Source organism: Paraburkholderia sp. NPDC080076 (assembly GCF_050281145.1).
Classification (GTDB): Bacteria; Pseudomonadota; Gammaproteobacteria; order Burkholderiales; family Burkholderiaceae; genus Paraburkholderia.
In genome coordinates this window covers 283,638-303,585 of record NZ_JBNNWQ010000004.1, presented here as the reverse complement: position 1 = coordinate 303,585, position 19,948 = coordinate 283,638, and the positions used below count along the sequence as shown (strand labels likewise).

17 protein-coding genes are annotated in these 19,948 nt (G+C 63.5%); 9 read left to right on the top strand and 8 right to left on the bottom strand.

Annotated features, from left to right (window positions below):
* The first annotated feature begins 140 nt into the window (after positions 1–140).
* Complete coding sequence (locus ACQKRQ_RS18375; RefSeq protein ID WP_427478634.1) at positions 141–521, top strand: DUF5594 family protein; 381 nt, start codon at positions 141–143, stop codon at positions 519–521.
* 61 nt (positions 522–582) lie between these two features.
* Here the strand turns inward: ACQKRQ_RS18375 and ACQKRQ_RS18370 are convergent, their stop codons facing one another.
* From ACQKRQ_RS18370 to ACQKRQ_RS18360, 3 genes are all read right to left on the bottom strand, one after another.
* Complete coding sequence (locus ACQKRQ_RS18370; protein WP_427478632.1) at positions 583–2,163, bottom strand: methyl-accepting chemotaxis protein; 1,581 nt, start codon at positions 2,161–2,163, stop codon at positions 583–585.
* A 22-nt stretch (positions 2,164–2,185) separates the two neighbouring features.
* The gene (locus ACQKRQ_RS18365; protein ID WP_427478630.1) at positions 2,186–3,985 is read right to left on the bottom strand and encodes a methyl-accepting chemotaxis protein; all 1,800 of its coding nucleotides are present in this window, start codon (positions 3,983–3,985) and stop codon (positions 2,186–2,188) included.
* Between the two features lie 269 nt (positions 3,986–4,254).
* Positions 4,255–5,646 (bottom strand): PLP-dependent aminotransferase family protein, encoded by a 1,392-nt coding sequence (locus ACQKRQ_RS18360; protein ID WP_427478628.1) that lies wholly within the window; start codon positions 5,644–5,646, stop codon positions 4,255–4,257.
* Positions 5,647–5,998: 352 nt separating this feature from the next.
* Between ACQKRQ_RS18360 and ACQKRQ_RS18355 the strand changes: the two genes are divergently transcribed.
* Genes ACQKRQ_RS18355 through ACQKRQ_RS18320 form a run of 8 tightly spaced genes read left to right on the top strand, consistent with a single transcriptional unit; the run spans position 5,999 to position 12,985 of the window.
* Positions 5,999–6,481 (top strand): MSMEG_0572/Sll0783 family nitrogen starvation response protein, encoded by a 483-nt coding sequence (locus tag ACQKRQ_RS18355; protein ID WP_054040483.1) that lies wholly within the window; start codon positions 5,999–6,001, stop codon positions 6,479–6,481.
* Between the two features lie 19 nt (positions 6,482–6,500).
* Positions 6,501–7,547 (top strand): Nit6803 family nitrilase, encoded by a 1,047-nt coding sequence (locus ACQKRQ_RS18350; RefSeq protein ID WP_427478625.1) that lies wholly within the window; start codon positions 6,501–6,503, stop codon positions 7,545–7,547.
* Positions 7,540–8,610 carry an MSMEG_0568 family radical SAM protein gene (locus ACQKRQ_RS18345; protein ID WP_342960380.1) on the top strand — a complete coding sequence of 357 codons (1,071 nt, stop codon included), beginning with the start codon at positions 7,540–7,542 and terminating at the stop codon, positions 8,608–8,610. Before ACQKRQ_RS18350 ends, ACQKRQ_RS18345 begins: the two co-directional genes overlap by 8 nt.
* 2 nt (positions 8,611–8,612) lie before the next feature.
* Positions 8,613–9,224: an MSMEG_0567/Sll0786 family nitrogen starvation N-acetyltransferase gene (locus ACQKRQ_RS18340; protein ID WP_427478623.1), complete on the top strand. Its 612-nt coding sequence runs from the start codon at positions 8,613–8,615 to the stop codon at positions 9,222–9,224.
* A complete protein-coding gene (locus ACQKRQ_RS18335) occupies positions 9,221–10,204 on the top strand; it encodes a sll0787 family AIR synthase-like protein (RefSeq protein ID WP_427478621.1) in 984 nt (327 codons plus the stop codon). Before ACQKRQ_RS18340 ends, ACQKRQ_RS18335 begins: the two co-directional genes overlap by 4 nt.
* A complete protein-coding gene (locus tag ACQKRQ_RS18330; protein ID WP_427478619.1) occupies positions 10,201–11,370 on the top strand; it encodes an MSMEG_0565 family glycosyltransferase in 1,170 nt (389 codons plus the stop codon). The genes ACQKRQ_RS18335 and ACQKRQ_RS18330 overlap by 4 nt, the downstream gene beginning before the upstream one ends.
* Before the next feature lie 14 nt (positions 11,371–11,384).
* Positions 11,385–11,669 carry an MSMEG_0570 family nitrogen starvation response protein gene (locus tag ACQKRQ_RS18325; protein WP_408218291.1) on the top strand — a complete coding sequence of 95 codons (285 nt, stop codon included), beginning with the start codon at positions 11,385–11,387 and terminating at the stop codon, positions 11,667–11,669.
* 26 nt (positions 11,670–11,695) lie between these two features.
* Positions 11,696–12,985, top strand: coding sequence for an MSMEG_0569 family flavin-dependent oxidoreductase (locus ACQKRQ_RS18320; protein WP_427478617.1), 1,290 nt, complete (start codon positions 11,696–11,698; stop codon positions 12,983–12,985).
* 98 nt (positions 12,986–13,083) lie between these two features.
* Here the strand turns inward: ACQKRQ_RS18320 and ACQKRQ_RS18315 are convergent, their stop codons facing one another.
* The 5 genes from ACQKRQ_RS18315 to ACQKRQ_RS18295 all read right to left on the bottom strand — a co-directional run bounded on the left by ACQKRQ_RS18315 (position 13,084) and on the right by ACQKRQ_RS18295 (position 19,945).
* Positions 13,084–15,195, bottom strand: coding sequence for a phosphocholine-specific phospholipase C (locus tag ACQKRQ_RS18315; protein WP_427478615.1), 2,112 nt, complete (start codon positions 15,193–15,195; stop codon positions 13,084–13,086).
* 81 nt (positions 15,196–15,276) lie between these two features.
* A complete protein-coding gene (locus ACQKRQ_RS18310; RefSeq protein ID WP_408180124.1) occupies positions 15,277–15,603 on the bottom strand; it encodes a hypothetical protein in 327 nt (108 codons plus the stop codon).
* A gap of 193 nt (positions 15,604–15,796) precedes the next feature.
* Positions 15,797–16,639: an alpha/beta fold hydrolase gene (locus ACQKRQ_RS18305; protein WP_427478613.1), complete on the bottom strand. Its 843-nt coding sequence runs from the start codon at positions 16,637–16,639 to the stop codon at positions 15,797–15,799.
* A gap of 8 nt (positions 16,640–16,647) precedes the next feature.
* On the bottom strand, positions 16,648–18,240 hold the full coding sequence (locus ACQKRQ_RS18300) for a benzoate-CoA ligase family protein (protein WP_427478611.1): 1,593 nt from the start codon (positions 18,238–18,240) through the stop codon (positions 16,648–16,650).
* Positions 18,241–18,349: 109 nt separating this feature from the next.
* Positions 18,350–19,945 carry a 3,4-dehydroadipyl-CoA semialdehyde dehydrogenase gene (locus tag ACQKRQ_RS18295; RefSeq protein WP_427478609.1) on the bottom strand — a complete coding sequence of 532 codons (1,596 nt, stop codon included), beginning with the start codon at positions 19,943–19,945 and terminating at the stop codon, positions 18,350–18,352.
* Positions 19,946–19,948: the final 3 nt, after the last annotated feature.

Sequence of the window (19,948 nt, the reverse complement as noted above, 5' to 3'; positions counted from 1 at the left end):
CGATCGATATCGCGCCAGTCTGAGCGACTTATGAGTCTTGTGCGATTGCCCTGATGCCGCCGCGGCGGATCCACAACCGGCGCGCGCCTCCGCGCGTGCTACGATGTCTAGCTCATCACGCACAAAAGTCGGAGACACAAATGCGTCCCGAGAGCGCCGCCCGTTTCGATGAACAATTCGCGCCTCGCATCGCCGAGGCGATTGCCGCCTGTTTCGCCACCACGGTGCATACCGAAGTGCTGCCGTACGGCGGCCATGGACGTCCCACACGCGTGCGAATTCATGCAGCGCCCATCGAAGACATGGGACATTACCCGTATCCGTTGAATCTGTATCTGACCTGGGACAGCGACGAGATCGAGAGACTGATGGGCGAGGAAGGGCCGTCGCGTTTCGCCGGCTACCTGGCCGCGTTGCCGCGCAAGCTTGCAGGCTGGGATCATGCGCGCGAACTGGATTTTCTCTCGCATACGCAGGCCGATCCTCTGGTTTTGATCGGCGGACTCGACTTCGAGTCGTAAGCGGCGCATTGCGCGCCGCTTCGTCCTCACACGACAACAGTCGCCGCGCGGTGCCGATCCCTCAAGCCGCGGCGCCCAGCCTGAAGAAACTCACGCTTTGCACCAGCCCCGATGCCTTGCTTTGCACCGCATCGGCCGCGGCGGCTGCCTGCTCGACGAGCGCCGCGTTGCTTTGCGTCACCTGGTCCATCTGCGTGACGGCATCGTTCACTTCGGCGATACCCGCTGCCTGATCGACGCTCGCCGTCGCGATCGATTCGACGATACGCGTCACGCTGCCGGCGCTTTCCACCACGCCGTCCACCGTATTGCTCGCGTGATTGATCAGTTGCGTGCCGGCGTCGATCGTGGCGACCGACTCGCGAATCAACGCCTTGATTTCGTGCGCGGCATCGGAGGAACGTTGCGCGAGACTGCGCACTTCGCTCGCCACCACTGCGAAGCCGCGCCCTTGCGTGCCGGCGCGAGCCGCTTCGACCGCGGCGTTGAGCGCGAGGATATTCGTCTGCGCCGCGATTGCTTCCACCACCGCGATGATATCGACGATGCGCTTGGACGCCGCGTCGATCTGGCCCATCGTGCGCACCGCGTCGCTCATGACGGCGCCGCCTTCGCGCGCGGCTTGCGCGGCGGTTTGCGCGAGCGTCGTGGCCTCGCGCGCATTGGCGGCGTTGCGCTGGACCGAGTCGGTGAAGTGCTGCATCGACGCAGCGGTTTCTTCGAGCGAGGCCGCTTGCTGTTCGGTGCGCGCGGACAGGTCGAGGTTGCCCGCCGCGATCTCCTGCGTGGCGGACGAAATCGTCGTCGCGCCTTCACGAATCTCGCTGACGATATGCCGCAAGCGCTGGTTCATGTCGTTGAGCGCGATGAGCAACTGGCCGGTTTCGTCGCGGCTCATCACCGCCACGTCCGCGCGCAAATCGCCCGCTGCGACCGCCTGCGCGACGCCGACCGCCTGCCTGACCGGCAGCGTGATGCTGCGGCTGAGAAACCAGACCGCGAATGCACCGACGCCGAGCGAACCGATCACGACCGACAGCAACAGCGCCGTGGCAAGCGTATAGGAGCGTTCCGCCGCTTCGCTCGTGCGCACATTGGAGTCTTGCGCCTGCTGCATCACCGTGGCGACGATGTCGTCGATCGCGGCGGTCGGCGCGCGGTCGATGCCCTTCACGAGACCGTCCACTACGTGCGCCGTGTTCGGATCGGCGGCATCGTAATGCTTGAGCGCATCGAGGTAGCTGTCCTGCAACGAAGCATGCGTGGCGAGCGCCTTGTCGACACCGTCCACGTTCGCACCCAACGCACTCAACTGATCCTTCAGGCGCAGCAGGGCGGCGTGCGTCGTGCCGCTTTCCTTGCCGAAGGCATCACGGTACTTGGCGAACGCAGCCGGATCGGCGCCGCGCAACAACAGGTCCTTCCATTCCTGCACCTGCTTCTTGAACTCGACCTGCGCGACGCGCGCCGTGTCGGCGGCTTGCGCGTATTGACTGAGCGATTGCGCCGACTGGATTTGCAGCTCATGCGTTTTCAACAACGCGTGCCAGCCTTCCAGACCCACGATCATCGTCGCGGCTAACAACACCGCGCCGAGCAACGCCAATTTAATGGCGATCTTCAGATTTCTATAGAACGTCACTGCGATGTCCCAGGTAAGGCGTTTAATCGAGCTTGAATTGCGTCACCGCGCTTGCGAGGCTCACGGCCTGGCTTTGCAGCGCGGCGGCGGCCGCCGTGGATTCCTCGACCAGCGCGGCGTTCTGTTGAACCATCTCGTCGAGCTGGCTGACCGCGCGGTTCACTTCCTGAATGCCGCGCGTCTGCTCGTTGGCGGCCTGAGTGATTTCGGAAATGATGGTCGTCACGTTGGCGACGTTGCTGACGATCTCCGTCATCGTCTCGCCGGCGTGGCGCACCTGACCGGAACCCGACGTGACGCTGGCCACGGTCGATTCGATCAGCGCCTTGATTTCCTTCGCCGCCTGCGCGCTGCGTTGCGCGAGGCTGCGCACTTCGCCGGCCACGACCGCGAAACCGCGGCCCTGTTCGCCCGCGCGCGCGGCTTCCACCGCGGCGTTCAACGCGAGGATGTTGGTCTGGAACGCAATGCCGTCGATCACGCCGATGATGTCGGAGATCTTCACCGACGCATGCTGGATCTCGCCCATCGTCGCAATCACTTCGGAGATCACCACGCCGCCGCGCGAGGCGACCTGCGAGGCGGACACGGCGGTATCGTCGGCCTGCTTCGCGGCGCTGGCCGATTGCGTGACGGTCGAGGTGATTTCCTCCATCGACGCGGCGGTTTGCTGCAAGCTCGCCGCGGCCGATTCCGTGCGGCCCGACAGATCGACGTTGCCCGCCGCGATTTCGTTCGCGGCCACGCGCACCGATTCGCTGGCGTCGCGAATCTGGCGCATCACGTGGCTGAGTTTGTCGATGAAGGTGTTGAACGAACGCGCGATCTGCGCGACTTCGTCGTTGCCGGCGGCCGGCAGGCGTTGTGTGAGGTCGCCTTCGCCGGAGCCGATGGCGTCCATGGCGTCGCGCACTTTCGACAGACGCTGAAACGAAACAGCCGTGACCGCCGCCACGACCGCGGCGGCGATGCCGGCGATCACGATCAGCGCGATCACCGAAGCGGTCAGCAGCGAACGCATGCCGGCCGTCGCTTCGGCTTTGTCGAGCGCGACGACCGCGTACCAATCCGTGCTGGGAATCGCTTGGGCACGCATCAGCTTCGTGCTGCCGTTCACGTCCATTTCCAGCGGACGGTCGGTACTGAAGAGGGCGGCGAGCTTGTCGCTCGTCAGGGCCGGCGCCACGTCGGAGACCGGCTTCAGGGTTAGTTTCGCGTCGGGATGCGCGACGATATGGCCGCTCGCATCGATCAACATGCCGAAGCTCGCCGGCGTCGGATGAATCGACTTGACGTTGGCGATCACGCTGTCCATCGCGACGTCGCCGGAGACCACGCCTTTCACCGCGCCGTCGCGCACCACGGGCGCGGCGAACGCTACCACCAGTTTGCCCGTGCCCACGTCCACGTACGGCGGCGTCACCACCGGCTTGCCTGCCGCGGCGGCCTGCTTGTACCAGGGACGGCCGGTCGGATCGTAGTCGGGCGGAATGCCGGTCGGATCGGAGAACTTCGCGGTCTTGTCCGCGTAGCCGACATACACGTTCGTGAACTTGCCGGCCGCGGCGATCTGCTTCAGCGCGGCGGACGGATCGGCTTGCAGCACTGCGTCCTGCAACGAATTGATCATCTGGCTGTTGGCGGCGACCCAGTCGCTGATGCCGTCCGCGTGACCGCTTTCGACCGCGGTCAGGCTGCTGTCGATCGCATCGGCGTTGTACGAGTTGGCGACGACATAGTTGAGAACCGCGTTGGCGGCGAGCGCGACCACAACGATAGCGACGCACAGGGCGACGATGCGCGCGCGAATGGAGGTGAACATAGCGGAGGTCTTTCGGAGTGAGCGGTGAACCGGAGTCGGTGAGGCGGGGGCCTCACACGCTGTATACGGCTTCAACAAGTGGGACTTGAGCGGCGAATGCTTTCAATTGCTCGCCAATGGCGGGAGAGCCGTGCGGGGCGGCGTGTCGACTGCCCGCGAAATATTTCTTGCGAGTTGGCGTTTTCAATGCGTGCGGAAGCAGCGTTTCGCTGCACGCTGGTAAGCGGCCGGTGATGCGCTGTATTCGTATGACAATAACGCCGATCGGCTTACATGACTGGAGAATGCAAATGATGCGGATGGTCGAGTGTCTCCGCCACGATGCGCAGCGCTTCCTCGCATTCATCGCGCGTTTTCGATCCGCCGAGACAGACGCGCATGGCGTTGGGCGGATTGCCATCGGTGGAAAATGCGGCGCCCGCCACGGCGGCGATCCCCTGATTGCGCAATTGCAAGGCGAGTTCGGACGCGCTCCAGCCGCTTTCCATCGGCACCGGCAACCACAAATGAAAGCCATCCTGATGCGCTTCGTAAGGCCACGCTTCGAGCATGCGCGAGGCAATTGCCTGGCGAGCGCGCGACTCGTTGCGGATCGCGTTGAGCATGTCCGCGGCGGTGCCGTCCGCGATCCACTGCGTCGCGAGCGTGACTGTGAACGGACTCGCCATCACGGTGGTGGCGCGTAATGCGCCGGCTAGCCGTTGTGTTTGCCGCAGCGTCGGCGCATGCAGATGCGCGACGCGTAAACCGGCGCCGAAGCTCTTCGACAAACCGGTCACGTAATAGGTCAGCTCGGGCGCGAAACTCGCGAGCGCATCGGGCGCGCTCTGCGGCAGCATCGCGTACGCATCGTCTTCGATGATCGGCACGCTGTAGCGCAGCGCCACGTCGGCGAGCGCCTCGCGCCGTTTGTGCGTGAGCGTCAGCGTGCTCGGATTCTGCAGCGTCGGATTGCAATAGAACGCGCTCGGCTTGTCCGTCTTGCAGAGCGCTTCGAAGGCGTGAGCGAGCGGCCCTTCGTCGTCGCGTGGCAACGCTTGCAGACGCACGCCGAGTTGCGCGGCGATCGCCTTGATGCCGGGGTAGGCAAGTGCATCGAGACAGATGGTGCCGCCGGGCCGCGCGAGTTGGGAGACGAGCGCCACCAGCGCGCTATGGATGCCGGGGCACACCAGCACGTTCTGCGCGTCGCAATGCGGCACGCGGCGCCTCAGCCATTCGGCACCCGCGTCCTTGTCGGCCGCCGAGCCGCCGAAGTCCTGATAACGGAGCAACTGATAAGGATCGCTATCGGCCATCTGCCGCGCGGCGGATTCGCGCAGGCGGATCACGTAATCGGGCGGCTCGGGCGGCGTGTTCATCGACATTTCGATGCTGCTGCCGCCTGCGAGCGGCAACGTGGCCGTACGGCCGCGCACGAACGTGCCGCTGCCGGCGCGCGAATCGAGCAGGCCACGTTTGCGTGCTTCGGCGTAGGCGCGCGCCACCGTCGTGTAGTTCAGCGCGAGTTCCAGGGCGAGATCGCGCAATCCCGGCAAGCGGTCGCGCGGACGCAGCCGCCCGGTGGCGAGATCTTCTTCGATCAGATCGGGAATCGCCAGATAAGCCGGCTTGCGAATGTCGGCGAGGCGTTTGATCCAGTGATGTGTCGGGCTGCTCATTGCCTTCGGGTCTCTATTCACGTTGAAAGAAGTTGATCGCATCCGCATGCGATCAATGATCGGATTGATCGACCGTGGTGAATGACTGCACCATGCCGACACGTCGTTATGCGCGAATCGCACATGGGTGGTGCGGTAAGGCTGCGCCAACGGTGTTAGCGCGGCATGTCTGAGTCGTATGCAACCTTCGCGCCAAAAATTTTTTCGAGTCGCACTTCGAATCGAGACGGAATTGATTGCTGATTGATCGCATTCGCGCGGCCGATCAATGGCACGGCCGTTGCATTGGAAGAAGCGCGCACAGCTTGAACGCGCGCCCTCTTTTACTTAGCAAACCTGATCGGAGAGTGTCATGCCAGCCGTCAACAAACCGCTGCATCAGAAAGGCGATTACCTTGTCGACTACGAGGAGAAAGTCTTCGAAGACGTGAAAGCCGAGCCGGGCGAGAAGGCGCTCGTCACGTTTCACACAGTCGCGTTCGAAGGCTCGATCGGTTTCGTCAATCTGCTGCAGGCGACGCGCCTGCAACGCAAGGGCTTCGAAACCTCGGTGCTGCTGTATGGACCGGGCGTCACGCTCGGTCTGCAACGCGGCTTTCCCACGCTCGGCGACGAAGCGTTTCCCGGCCATCTGAACTTCAACAAGCAACTGATGAAGTTCATGGAAGAGGGCGGCAAAGTCTACGCGTGCCGCTTCGCGCTGCAGGCACTGTATGGCCACGGGGAAGCCTCGCTGATCGAAGGCATCCGGCCGATCAGCCCGCTCGACGTGCTCGACATCCAGTTGCTTCACCGCAAGGACAACGCGTTGATCATCCATACGTGGACGGTTTGACGAAAGGCGAGTGACCACCATGTCCGAAAAATCGACGGGCAAGCGCGTCGTGCGCGCCGCAGCGGTTCAGATCGCGCCCGACTTCGAGCGCAGCGGCGGCACGCTCGAAAAGGTCTGCGAGGCAATCGAAAAAGCGGCACGCGATGGCGTGCAACTAGTCGTGTTTCCCGAAACCTTCGTGCCGTATTACCCCTACTTCTCTTTCGTGCGGCCGCCCGTTGCGTCCGGCGCCGATCACATGAAACTCTACGAAGAGGCCGTGATCGTGCCGGGCCCGGTGACGCAGGCGGTGGCCGAGCAGGCGCGTTTGCGTCGGATGGTGGTGGTGCTCGGCGTCAACGAGCGCGATCACGGCAGCCTTTACAACACGCAGTTGATCTTCGACGTGGATGGCCGGATCGTCCTCAAGCGCCGCAAGATCACGCCGACGTTTCATGAACGGATGATCTGGGGACAGGGCGACGCAGCGGGTTTGACGGTGGCGAATACGGCGGTGGGGCGAGTCGGTGCGCTTGCCTGCTGGGAGCACTACAACCCGCTCGCGCGTTATGCGTTGATGGCGCAACACGAAGAGATTCATTGCAGTCAATTCCCCGGTTCGCTGGTGGGGCCGATTTTCGCCGATCAGATCGAGGTGACGATCCGGCATCACGCGTTGGAGTCCGGTTGCTTTGTCGTGAATGCGACGGGGTGGCTCACCGAAGCGCAGATCGCGTCCGTGACGCCGGATCCGAATTTGCAGAAGGCGCTGCGCGGCGGCTGCAATACCGCGATCGTGTCGCCGGAAGGCCAGCATCTCGCCGAGCCGCTGCGCGAAGGCGAAGGCATGGTGATAGCCGACCTCGATATGGCGCTGATCACCAAGCGCAAACGCATGATGGATTCGGTCGGCCATTACGCGCGCCCCGAGTTGCTGAGCCTCGCGATCAACCGGCGTCCCGCGGAAACCGTGGCGCCAATGCCGGCGTGGCCTGCCGCCGCGAGCGCCGATTTGAATTCAACCGAAGGAGGATGCGATGAACGCCAGCGAGTCGCTGTCGGCGCAGAGCCGGCAATTGATGACTGAATTGCAGTCGACCGGTCTGCGGCTCGTGTCGCCGGATGCGGGCGCGGCGAGCCGGCGCGGCGGCGCGGGACCGTCTGACCACAAGGCGGTGACGGTGGACGGCGTGACGATCATGGTGCCCGTGCATACGAGCACCGCGTGGCACTCGCCCTTCGTCGCGCAGACGCCCGATGCGAGTGGTTCGAGCGCGCTGCTGCGCGGCACGATTCCGATCGCCAACATCAGCTTTCCGAAAGCGCCGCGTTTTTACGCCATGCAGACGCTAGACGGCGTGCCGTACTCGCATATCGCCGCACTGCACAGTGCGGACGTGCTCGCGACCACCGTGTTGCAAACCTGCATTCGATACGAGAGCCGGCGCAAAAGCTGCAAGTTCTGCGCGATTGGGCAGTCGCTCGCGGCGGGCCGCACGATTGCGCGCAAGACACCGGAGCAACTCGCGGAAGTGGCGCGCGCGGCCGTATTGCTCGACGGCGTGAAGCATATGGTGTTGACCACTGGCACGCCGCCCACGCCGGATCGTGGCGCGCAGATTCTGTGCGAGAGCGCATTCGCGATCAAGGCCGCGGTCGATCTGCCGATCCAGGCGCAATGCGAGCCGCCCGACGACGATCGCTGGTTCGCGCGCATGAAAGCAAGCGGCATCGACACGCTCGGCATGCATCTCGAAGTCGTGACGCCCGCTTTGCGCGAACGGATCATGCCGGGCAAGGCGAGCGTGCCGCTGTCGCGCTACATGGAAGCGTTCGAGTCCGCCGTGGCCGTATTCGGGCGCGGGCAGGTCAGTACCTACATTCTCGCCGGGCTCGGCGATAGCGCGGAAGCCATCCTGACGATGTCGCGCGAGCTAATCGAGCTCGGCGTCTATCCGTTCGTCGTGCCGTTCGTGCCGATCAGCGGCACGCCGCTCGAAGATCATCCGGCGCCCACGCCTGAATTCATGAAGTCGGTGTTGCAGCCGCTTGGCGGCATGCTCAATGCCGCTGCCATGCGCTCGAGCGATATCAAGGCCGGTTGTGGCAAATGCGGCGCGTGTTCGTCGCTGTCATCGTACGAGGAGTGATCATGTTCGGTGAAGCGATTGCAGGCGAGGCGCTGGATGGTGACATCGTTTTCGCGCCATATGCACCGGGCGAATTCCGTATCAAGTGGACCACGTTGAATTGGGAAGCCGAAGAGGCGTTCAAATTGCGGCGCGCTGTGTTCTGCGTCGAGCAGGGCATTTTCGTCGGGGACGATCGCGACGATATCGATCAGCACGCACAGCAACTGGTCGCCGTCAGTTGCCTCGGCGGCATGCCGGAGCAGGTGGTCGGCACCGTACGCATTCATTGCGATCACGACAACGTGTGGTTCGGTTCGCGCCTCGCCGTGCATGCGGCGTTTCGCCGACATGGAAAGATCGGTGCGACGCTGATTCGTCTCGCGGTGAGCAGCGCGCATGCGCTCGGCTGTGAGACGTTCCTGGCGCATGTGCAGAGCCAGAATGTGCCGCTCTTTCGCGCGATGTATTGGGACGTGCTCGCGGAGGAAACCCTGCTCGGCAGACCGCATCATCTGATGCAGGCGCAATTGGACCGCTATCCGCCGTGCGTGACGCCTAATAGCGGCTTTGTCACGCGCACGCAAGCGCCGGCGTATTCACGTCGTCCTGAGCCCGCGCGGAGTGCGGTATGAACGTCGCCGATCTCGTCGCCGGCTTGCGCGAAAGCCGCGGGTTCCGGCACAAGACCGATATCGTCGACGTGGTCGACTCTCTGGCGAAGCGTTTGCCTCGCGGCACGCACGATCTCGCGCAAGCCGTGGCGCTCGGCGACGACTGTGCCGCGCTCGCCGATGGCGACGGCTATCTGCTCTTTGCGATCGAAGGCATGGTCAGCGATTTCGTGAGCACCATGCCGTGGTTCGCCGGCTACAGCAGCGTGATGGTCAACGTCAGCGATATCTATGCAATGGGCGGGCGGCCGTTGGCGGTGGTGGACGCGCTGTGGAGTCCGGGCATCGGCGCGGCCGACCAGGTGCTGGCGGGCATGGCGGCGGCCTCTGTCGCGTATGGCGTGCCGATTGTCGGCGGCCATACGAATACGCGCAGCGACGCGGCGCAACTGGCGGTGTCGATTATCGGCCGCGCCAAGGCGTTGCTGTCGAGCTTCAACGCGAAACCGGGCGACAGTCTGATGATGGCAGTCGATCTACGCGGCCGTTTCGAAGAACCGTATCCGTTCTGGAATGCTTCCGTGAACGCACCGCCCGAGCGTCTGCACGGCGATCTCGAACTGTTGCCTCAACTGGCGGAAAGTGGTCTGTGCGACGCCGCGAAAGATATCAGCATGGCGGGCACGCTCGGCACTGCGCTGATGTTGCTCGAATGTTCGAAGATGGGAGCGCGGATCGATCTCGCGTGCATTCCCAAGCCTGACGGTGTGACGCTGGAGCGCTGGGTGACTGCCTTTCCGAGTTTCGGCTATTTGCTTTCCGTGCGGCCGGAGCATGTCGATGCCGTGCAGGGGCAATTCGACGCGCGTGCCCTCGCGTGTGCGGTGATCGGTTCCGTTGATGCAACGAGCGAGGTTGTTCTGCATCGGCGGGACGATGTTGCAACGCTATGGGACTTTCAGCTCGAGCCGTTCATCGTCGGGAAGGGTGATACGAAATGAACGCGTTGCGTATCGCCTTGCTGACGCACTCGGTCAATCCGCGCGGCGGCGTCGTGCATACGCTGGAACTGGCGGCGGCTTTGACGATGCTTGGGCACGACGTGACGGTGTTCGTGCCGGCCGCGCCTGGCGAGACGCTGTTTCGTCTGCCGGCGTGCCGCGTGGTGTATGCACCTATCTTATTGGCTCAGGCCGATACCGTTGCGATGGTCGAAGCGCGGATCGATGCGTTCCGGCGAGCACTCATCGAACAGGACGCAAGCGGGTTCGACGTGCTGCACGCGCAGGACAGCGTCAGCGGCAATGCACTCGCCGAGTTGAAAGCGGAGGGTTTCATTCACGGCTTCATGCGTACGGTTCACCACCTGGATCATTTCAACGATCTCAAGTTGGCAGCCTGGCAACGGCGCGCGTATCAGGACGCGGATCAGGTGTTGTGCGTGAGTGATACATGGACGCGTGAAATGCAATCCATGTATGGCATCAATGCCATCACTGTGCCGAACGGCGTGGACATGAAGCGTTTTTCTTCGCAGCGGGACCAACACGACGCGCAAATCGGGCAGCGTTTCGGCATCGACGGTGGACCTATCGTGCTGGCAGTGGGGGGCATCGAAGCACGCAAGAACACACTGGCGCTGCTCGAAGCGTTCGCATCCATGCGCCGCAATGTGCCTCAAGCGCAGCTGGTTATCGCGGGCGGTGCGAGTCTGCTTGATCACGATGCCTATACCCGCCGCTTGCTGCAACGCGCAGGCGAGTTGGGTCTGTCCATCGGCCCGCATGAAAGCGTCGTAGTGACCGGTCCGCTCGAAGACGCTGCCATGCCCGCGTTGTTTCGATGCGCCGATGTTCTCTCAATGGTGTCGTTGCGAGAAGGTTTCGGTCTCGTCGTGTTGGAGGCGCTCGCGAGCGGGACGCCGGTGGTGGCCTCGTCGATTGCGCCATTCACCGAGTATCTCGACGAAACCACTTGCTACTGGGCCGATCCACTCGACGTGGCCTCGATCGCTGCGGCATTAACGCGAGCGTTGAGCGAGAGTTGTCTCGACTTCGAGCACGCCGTGCCTGCGTTGCTCGCGCGCTTTAGCTGGGCCGCGAGCGCGCAGCATCACGTAGACGCCTACCGCCGTTTCCTCGCGAAGCGCGCTCTGCTTACTCATTGATTCGAGGATTAGCAATGCCTGTCATGCACTTTCGCATTCAATGGCCTGATGGCGACGAAGCGAACTGTTATTCGCCTTCGCTCGTGATCGGCGACTTTTTCACACCGGGCGAGGCCTACGCGTTGGAAGATTTCGTCGCGCGATCGCGGCAGGCGCTGGGTATCGCGTCCGAGCGTGTGCGCGAGAAATACGGCTTTGCCTGCTCGGCGGCGATGGACCAGCTTGCGCAGATCGAGCGCGACGCGGCGCGCTTTCGCGATCGTCCGGAGGCGACCGTCAAGGTCATCGAATTCAGCTAGGCGCTTATTCTTTCAGAGGACGCATCATGTCGAATCCAGCACATCGCGCGCGCGCCGAGGGCCATTACAGCGTGCTCGTCATCGGCGGCGGGCAGGCGGGTCTGTCGGTCAGCTATTACCTCAAGCAGGCCGGCATCGACCATCTGGTCGTGGAGAAGAACACCGTGACGCACACGTGGCGTGAGCAGCGTTGGGACGCGTTCTGCCTGGTGACGCCAAACTGGCAATGCGCGCTGCCCGGTTATCCGTATCGTGGCGACGATCCACACGGCTTCATGAAAAAGGATGAGATCGTTGCGTATCTCGACGGTTTCATTGAACACGTCGATGCGCCGCTGATGGAGCGCAGTGAAGTCAAGCGCGTCAAGCAGCGCGACGACGGCGTCTATTCGATCATCACGACGCAGGGCGATTTCACCGCAGATCAGGTGGTGGTGGCCTCGGGCGGTTATCACACGCCGATCGTGCCGCGCCTTGCCGAGCGCTTGCCCGCGCGGATCGTACAACTGCAGTCGTCGGCGTATCGCAATCCGCAGGCTCTGCCTGATGGCGCGGTGATGGTGGTCGGCACGGGGCAGTCCGGCGCGCAGATCGCAGAAGATTTGCATCTGGCCGGCCGCAAGGTCGTACTCGCAGTCGGCGAGGCGCCGCGTTGCGCGCGTTTCTATCGAGGCCGCGACGTGGTCGACTGGCTCGCCGACATGCAGTACTACGACATGCCGGTCGAAAAGCATCCGTTGCGCGAAGGCGTGCGCGACAACACCAATCATTACGTGACGGGCCGCGACGGTGGCCGCGATATCGATCTGCGCAAGTTCGCCGCCGAAGGCATGGAGTTGTACGGCCGCCTCGACGATCTGCGCGACGGGCAATTCCATTTCTCGCCCACGCTCGCGGCCAATCTCGATGCGGCGGACGATACGTATAACCGGATCAACGTGAGCATCGACGGCTTCATCGAGAAGCACGGTATCGACGCGCCGCAGGGTGGCGCGTACGAACCGGTCTGGCGTCCGGCGCAAGAGCGCACTAGGCTCGATGTGGAAGCGAGCGGGATTGCCGCGATCATCTGGTGTATCGGCTTTACGCCGGACTTCAGCTGGCTCGACGCCCCGGTGTTCAACGGTCGCGGTTATCCAGCGCATACGCGCGGCATCACGCCGATCGACGGCTTGTATTTCGTCGGCTTGCCGTGGCTGCATACGTGGGGCTCGGGGCGTTTCTCCGGCGTCGCGCGCGATGCGGAGTTCATCGTGCACGCGATTCGCGAGAAGGCACGCGAGCGCGCGTCCTTATCGGCCGCCGTCGCCGCGTGACGTTGCCAGGCGCAAGTGCCAAGGATGGAGCAAAAAAACGGCCGCTGCGTTCTACATCGCAGCGGCCGTTGTATTTCACCGAAGCTGTCGGCTAAGGCTTAACTACCCAGCGCCGGATCGCTCATGCTGCTCTTGCCGGTCTCGACGTGTCCGGCAAAGCGCCGCGCGAACAGCGGATCAGTATTGACCGTAATGGCCAGGTCGTACCAACCGTGGGCGTTGCGCAGATCGAGGTAGAGCTGGTCGGTATCGCCGCCGCGCACCGTACGCCTGATCACGTTGGTCGGGCCGTACGCGTTGATGATCTTGAACTGGGAAGGCGCGCTGCCCACGTTCTCCAGGCGCAATTGCAGATTGCCGTTCGCGACGTCATAACCTTCCTCGACTTCAGGCCGCGCGATGTCGGAGCCGTTCCACCAGCTGCGCGAGACCGGCTTGCCCGCAAAGCGGCGCAGAAAGCCATTCGGGCCGTACACGGTGAAGTCATAGCTGCCGTCGGCGTTCAACGGAAGCTGATCTTGCAGACGCTTGCCGGCTTCGACCGTATACGTGCGCGGCGCGTCGAGACCGTGAGCGGCGTAGACGAGAAACACCGCGCCGGCGCGGCCCGTATTGACGAAACGCATCGTGAGCTGGTTCGTCGCGCCTTCGCCGTGCACGCGCACGAACAACTCGTACGGCACCGCGCGAGCGGGGCGCACGCCGGGTTCCTGTTTCGGCACCGCCTGGATGGCCGGTGGCAGCGGCACATAATCCGGATGGCGGTTCTGATCGGGCGGCATGTAGCCGCTCGTGCCCGGCAGCGTCGGGAAGGCGTCGTTCGGATTGCTGAAGTTGAAGGCCGACAGCAGGTCGCCGCATACCGCGCGGCGCCACGGTGTGATGTTGGATTCGCCAAGATTGCGCTCATGACCGAAACGCTTTTCGATGAAACGGATCACCGACGTGTGGTCGAACAGTTCCGAGCACACGTAGCCGCCTTTCGACCAAGGCGACACCACGAGCATCGGCACGCGCGGTCCGAGTCCGTACGGGGCGGCGGGAATCTTCGCATCGCCGGGATAGATTTCGTTGCTGGTGTCGACGGTGGACAAACCGTTCGCATTCGACGACGGTGCGAACGGCGGCGACACGTGGTCGAAGAAGCCGTCGTTCTCGTCGTAATTGATCAGCAACACCGTCTTGCTCCATACCTCGGGATTCGACGTGAGAATCTGCAAGACCTGGTCGATGTACCACGCGCCGTAATTCGTCGGCCAGTTCGGGTGCTCGGAATAGGCTTCGGGCGCGACGATCCACGACACTTGCGGCAAAGCATTATTCTGCACGTCGCGCTTGAGGATATCGAAATAGCCGTCGCCCTTCGCGGCGTTCGTGCCGGTGCGTGCGTTGTCGTAAAGCGGATTGCCGGGCTGCGCGTTGCGGTACTGATTGAAGTAGAGCAGCGAGTTGTCGCCGAAGTTGCCGATGTACGGGTTCTGCGTCCAGCCCCACGCGCCGTTCGCGTCGAGACCGGTGCCGATGTCCTGATAGATCTTCCACGAGATGCCCGCGTTTTGCAGCACTTCGGGATACGTGGACCAGCCGTAGCCGAGCTCGGAGTTGTCGATCACCGGACCGCCGCCGCTGCCGTCGTTGCCCACCCAGCCGCTCCACATGTAGTAGCGGTTCGGGTCCGTCGGTCCCATCAGCGAGCAGTGGTACGCGTCGCAGATCGTGAACGCGTCGGCGAGCTGATAGTGAAACGGAATGTCCTCGCGCGTGAAATAGGCCATTGTCGTGGCGCTCTTGGCGGGCACCCATTGATCGTAGCGGCCGCCGTTCCATGCCGCATGCGTGCTGGTCCAGTCGTGCGCGAGATCCTGCAGGAATTGCAGACCCAGATTGGGCGCGGTGGGGCGGAACGGCAGCACGTAGCCGACGTCCGCCGCGAGCGGCTGATACCACACGGGCTTGCCGTTCGGCAGATTGATCGCGCGCGTATCGCCGAAACCGCGCACGCCCTTGAGTGTGCCGAAGTAATGGTCGAACGAGCGGTTTTCCTGCATCAGCACGACGATGTGCTCGACGTCGCGGATCGTGCCGGTCTTGTTGTTGGCAGGAATGGCGAGCGCGTTGCGAATGCCCAGCGGCAGCATGCTCAACGCGGTGGCGGAACCGGCTGCATGCGCGGCGGAGCGCAGAAAATCACGGCGATTTTTTGAGGTCATGGTATTGGCTTTTGATCTTCGGTGGAGGAACGAGACACGTGGCGCGCGAGCCTCGCCCGCGCGTCGCGTGCCACGCAAAACTCAGTCGACGGTGTGGATCACAGGTGTGGCGAGCGGCGTCGACGCGGCGGCGGACAATGCCGGATCGGCGCTTGATGCGGGTAGTGCAGGGGTTTGAATCGTCAGTGCTGGGGGCGCGGGTGAAGCGGAAGATGGATTCGCCGACAGAACCGTGGCGGCGCTGCTGTCGCCGGCGGAACTCTCGGTCGAACTAAGGGCGCGTGTGTCCGGGGATTTGTCGTCGTCGTTGCCGCAAGCGCCGAGCAGCATGCAGAGCGACACGGCGGCCAGTGCGCCCGCCAAACGTTTGCGATGGAAGGCAATAGACGGCTGCGACACAACAGACATGGCAATGTCTCCGGCACGGGGAAGTTGCGCCAGGGCATCCATGTGCCCAGGTCAGCGATGCGCAAGAATAGTCGCTTACCTGTGTAACTTTTGTGAAGATGTGGAAATTTGGGTATTTGTTGAGAATTGGGCGGCGGGCGATTACATCTAGGCCAGCCAATAGATATGCGCTGTTCGACGTCGGGAAGGTGGCTTAGCGCTGCGTCAGAACGAATGCCGCAATGGCTTCGTTCAACGGCCTTGGCGCATCGCGATGCGGCGAGTGGCCGCAAGCGTCGAGTTTGACCAGTTGCGCATGCGGCACGTGTGCGGCGATCGTGTCGATCTGCGCCATCGTGCCGTAGTTGTCGTCATGGCCTTGGACCGCGAGCAAGGGCTTGCGGATAGACGTCAGTTCCCGGGCAATGGACCACTGCCTGAAAGCCGGATTCAACCAGATGTCGTTCCAGCCATAGAACGCGGAATCGACGTCCGCGTGATAGCGGCTGAGCTTGCTGCGCAGGTCGGTGGTTTCGTAGAGTTGTTTGGTCTGCGCGATGCTCTCCACCGAAATATCTTCGACGAAGACATGCGGCGCAATCGCCACCGCGCCAGCCAACTCGTCGGGATGGAGCGTCGCGTACAACAGCGTGATCGAACCGCCGTCGCTATGGCCGATGACCCACATGCGCCGGCGTTCGCGCATATCGATATCGAGTGCGTCGAGCAACGCGGGCAGGATATCGCGCGCCTGCGCCGTCATGAAATCGACGGGCCACTTCACCTCATGCGGGCGCGGTGTGGAAAGCCCGTAACCGGGCCGCGAATAAACAAGCCCGCGCATGCCGAGCCGCTCGCACAGCGCTTGCGGCCAGTCGCGCCACATCGCGATCGACCCGAGGCCTTCATGCAGGAAGACGGCGATCGGCGCGTTGCCCGCCGCTTCATTCACCCAGCGATACTCGATGCGCAACGGTCCATGCGACGCGGTAGCGGGCAAGTCAGCGAAATTGCTAGCGGTCGTTGCTGCAACGTTGCCAATGGCGGGGTTCTGCATAAATCACCTTATGACTGCTCGCGCAGTTTGAAGCGTTGAATTTTTCCGGTGGCCGTCTTCGGCAGATCGTCGACGAACACGATGTCGCGCGGATATTTATGCGGCGCGAGCCGGTCCTTCACGAAGGCCTTTAACTCATCCGCGAGTATCTCAGACGCCGCGAATTCACGCTTTAACACCACGAACGCGCGAGTCTTCACGAGACCGCCATGATCGACACCGACCACCGCCGCTTCGAGCACCGCGTCGTGCTGCACCAGCACCATTTCCACTTCGACAGGAGAAACATACTGGCCGCTCACTTTGAGCATGTCGTCGCTGCGGCCCGCGTAGACATAGCAGCCGTTCGCCAGCCGGCAGTACTTGTCGCCGCTGCGAATCCACTCGCCGAGAAAGGTGGCGCGCGTCTTCTCGCGGTTGTTCCAGTACATCACGGCCGCGCTCGGCCCCTTGATATACAGGTCGCCGACTTCGCCATCGGCCACGGCGTTACCGGCATCGTCGCGCAACTCGACTTCGTATCCCGGCACCGGACGGCCCGTCGTGCCGTATTCGACCGCGCCCGCACGATTGGACAGGAAGATGTGCAGCATTTCTGTCGAGCCGATGCCGTCGAGAATCTCACAGCCGAAGTGCGCGGTAAAGCGCTCGCCGATTTCACGCGGCAGCGCTTCACCCGCCGAGGCGCAAATGCGTATCGCGACATCGGCGCGCGCGGGCAGGTTGGGCGACACCAGCATGTTCGCGTAAAGCGTGGGCACGCCATAAAACACTGTCGGGCGATGCTTGACGAGACGCGTGAAAATCGCGTCGGCGGTGGGGCGTTCCGCCATCAGGATCGCCGTGGCGCCGACCGACAGCGGGAACGTCAATCCGTTGCCGAGACCGTACGCGAAGAACAGCTTGGCCGCGGAGAACACCACGTCGCTCTCGGTGATGCCGAGAATCGGCTTCGCATACAGCTCGGCGGTCCAGTACAGGTTCGCATGCGTGTGGACGGTGCCCTTCGGTTTGCCGGTCGAGCCGGACGAATACAGCCAGAAGGCGATGTCGTCACAACCGGTTGCGGCGGCCTTGGTGGCAGGCGCAGCGGCGTCGATCAGTTCTTCGAGCAAGGGCGCGAGGAGCGGCTCGCCTTCACACGGCTGCGAGACGATCAACTGACAACCGTCATGTTCGGCGGACTCCAACGCCTGCGTCACGTTCTGCAACAGCGCACCCGAGGCGATCACGGCGCGCGCATGGCTGTGTGTGAGCATGTACACATAGTCGGCGGGTGTGAGCAGCGTGTTCGCGACCACCGGCACGACGCCCGCGTAGAGCGCGCCGAGGAAGGCAACCGGCAGCGCAACGGTATCGAGCATCACGAGTAACACGCGCTCTTCGGGATGCACGCCGAGCGTGCGCAGTGCGCTCGCGAAGCGCCGCGCGCGACCCTCGAGTTCACCGTAGGTGGCGCTGCCGGTGTCGTCGATATAGGCGGTTTTGGCGGCGCGCGTTTCGTTCAGCCGAAACAGGTAGGCCGCGAAATTGAATAGCGCGGGCGGCGCTTCGACCGTCGCGGCGGGCTGATTCGCCGTCTTGTCCAACAGGGCTTCCATGTGTCTCCTCCATCGGGTGGGCGCGGTCCGGCTGTTCTGTGCTCGTGATCCGCTCGATGCTTGCAGGCTAATGGGTGGGCTCGGTCCTTATCGCTGAACGCGTGCGCGGTCAGGCCGCGGGCAAATGAGTCGCTTGCGTCAGCGCGTCGAGTGCCGCGCTCGCCGCCTGGATGGCCGAGCGCCGGTGATAGAAACCCAGCGCGCGCAAACCGCCCAGTTCTTCGCCGCCGCCCGCGCGGCCGGGGCCGCCGTGCAGGGACATCGGCATCACGTTGCCGTGACCGGTCTGACTCTGCTGGACCGAGGGCGAAATGGCATGCACGCGGCCGTGCGAATCCGCGAGTTCCAGCGCAAGGCGGCCGAGATGCGCGTCGTCGTTCGAATAGATCGAGGCGACGAGCGATCCCTGGCCGCGTCGCGCGAGAGCGACCGCGTGCGCTTCGGGCAAGGCGTTTGCATCAGCGGTGACGCGATAGGGCGCCACGCTCGCCACCGGTCCGAACACCTCGACACCGTGCAGCAGCGTCGCGCTATCCGGATCGTTGACGACGAACAGATGCGGCGCGATGCAAGCCGCGATATTCGCGTCCGCATCGATGAGCGGTACTGCGGAGCCGTCGTAGGCGAGCACCGCTTCTTCGCGCAGCGCCGCGATGCCGGCCAGCACGTTCTCGTATTGCTCGCGGCTCACGAGCGAGCCCATGCGCACCGCCTCGTTGCGCGGATCGCCGACGGTGATCTTCGCGAGCTTCGCCTTGAGCGCTTCGAGCACCGCTTCAAGTGCAGCCTCGGGGACGAACGCGCGACGGATCGCCGTGCATTTCTGCCCGGATTTCACGGTCATTTCCCGTACCAGTTCCTTGATGAACAGTTCGAAGGCGGGCGTGTCGGGCGTGGCGTCGGCGCACAGAATCGCGCTGTTCAGGCTGTCGGCTTCGACGTTCAGGCGCGCGCCGCGCTGCACGAATGCGGGGTGCGCGCGCAACGTGGCGGCGGTTTCAGCCGAGCCCGTGAACGACACCACGTCGAAGGGTTGAATCTGATCGAGCAGGCCCGCCGAGCTGCCGCAAATCACCGAGAGCGCGCCGGGCGGCAGAATGCCGGCGTCGATCACATCGGCGACCATGCGCTGGGTGAGCCACGCCGTTGCCGTGGCGGGCTTGACGATGACGGGCACGCCGGAGAGCAAGGCCGGCGCCGCTTTTTCCCACAAGCCCCACGACGGAAAATTGAACGCGTTGATAAAGAGCGCGACGCCGCGGGTCGGCGTGAGCACGTGCTGCACGCTGAACGATTGATCCTTGCTCAGCGAGACGCTGTTGCCGTCGCGCAGCGCATGCACTTCGCCGAGCGACGCGCCGAGTTTTGCGTAATACGACAGCGTGAAAATGCCGCCGTCGATATCGACCGCCGAATCGGCGCGCGTGGTGCCCGAGTTCGCGGTGGCGATCGCGTAGTAGTCGTCGCGCTTCGCTTGCAGCAGCTTGACGATATCGGCGAGGCTGGCGGCGCGTTGCGCGTAGGTCAAAGCGCGCAATGCGGCGCCGCCGTTATCGCGTGCAAAGCCGAACGCGCGGGTGAGATCGAGGCCTTCGCTCGATACACGCACGAGCGCCTCGCCCGTCACCGGATCGGTGAGCGTGACGCCGGCGCCGCCGCCGGCGATCCACTGGCCGGCCACATGGTTCTTCAAGAGTTCGGTCATGGC

What these genes read in the sequence shown, in the direction of transcription:
- ACQKRQ_RS18375 (WP_427478634.1), top strand. Translation starts at nt 141, where the DNA reads ATGCGTCCCGAGAGCGCCGCCCGTTTCGATGAACAATTCGCGCCTCGC.
- ACQKRQ_RS18365 (WP_427478630.1), bottom strand. Translation starts at nt 3,985, where the DNA reads ATGTTCACCTCCATTCGCGCGCGCATCGTCGCCCTGTGCGTCGCTATC.
- ACQKRQ_RS18360 (WP_427478628.1), bottom strand. Translation starts at nt 5,646, where the DNA reads ATGAGCAGCCCGACACATCACTGGATCAAACGCCTCGCCGACATTCGC.
- ACQKRQ_RS18355 (WP_054040483.1), top strand. Translation starts at nt 5,999, where the DNA reads ATGCCAGCCGTCAACAAACCGCTGCATCAGAAAGGCGATTACCTTGTC.
- ACQKRQ_RS18350 (WP_427478625.1), top strand. Translation starts at nt 6,501, where the DNA reads ATGTCCGAAAAATCGACGGGCAAGCGCGTCGTGCGCGCCGCAGCGGTT.
- ACQKRQ_RS18345 (WP_342960380.1), top strand. Translation starts at nt 7,540, where the DNA reads ATGACTGAATTGCAGTCGACCGGTCTGCGGCTCGTGTCGCCGGATGCG.
- ACQKRQ_RS18340 (WP_427478623.1), top strand. Translation starts at nt 8,613, where the DNA reads ATGTTCGGTGAAGCGATTGCAGGCGAGGCGCTGGATGGTGACATCGTT.
- ACQKRQ_RS18335 (WP_427478621.1), top strand. Translation starts at nt 9,221, where the DNA reads ATGAACGTCGCCGATCTCGTCGCCGGCTTGCGCGAAAGCCGCGGGTTC.
- ACQKRQ_RS18330 (WP_427478619.1), top strand. Translation starts at nt 10,201, where the DNA reads ATGAACGCGTTGCGTATCGCCTTGCTGACGCACTCGGTCAATCCGCGC.
- ACQKRQ_RS18325 (WP_408218291.1), top strand. Translation starts at nt 11,385, where the DNA reads ATGCCTGTCATGCACTTTCGCATTCAATGGCCTGATGGCGACGAAGCG.
- ACQKRQ_RS18320 (WP_427478617.1), top strand. Translation starts at nt 11,696, where the DNA reads ATGTCGAATCCAGCACATCGCGCGCGCGCCGAGGGCCATTACAGCGTG.
- ACQKRQ_RS18315 (WP_427478615.1), bottom strand. Translation starts at nt 15,195, where the DNA reads ATGACCTCAAAAAATCGCCGTGATTTTCTGCGCTCCGCCGCGCATGCA.
- ACQKRQ_RS18310 (WP_408180124.1), bottom strand. Translation starts at nt 15,603, where the DNA reads ATGTCTGTTGTGTCGCAGCCGTCTATTGCCTTCCATCGCAAACGTTTG.
- ACQKRQ_RS18305 (WP_427478613.1), bottom strand. Translation starts at nt 16,639, where the DNA reads ATGCAGAACCCCGCCATTGGCAACGTTGCAGCAACGACCGCTAGCAAT.
- ACQKRQ_RS18300 (WP_427478611.1), bottom strand. Translation starts at nt 18,240, where the DNA reads ATGGAAGCCCTGTTGGACAAGACGGCGAATCAGCCCGCCGCGACGGTC.
- ACQKRQ_RS18295 (WP_427478609.1), bottom strand. Translation starts at nt 19,945, where the DNA reads ATGACCGAACTCTTGAAGAACCATGTGGCCGGCCAGTGGATCGCCGGC.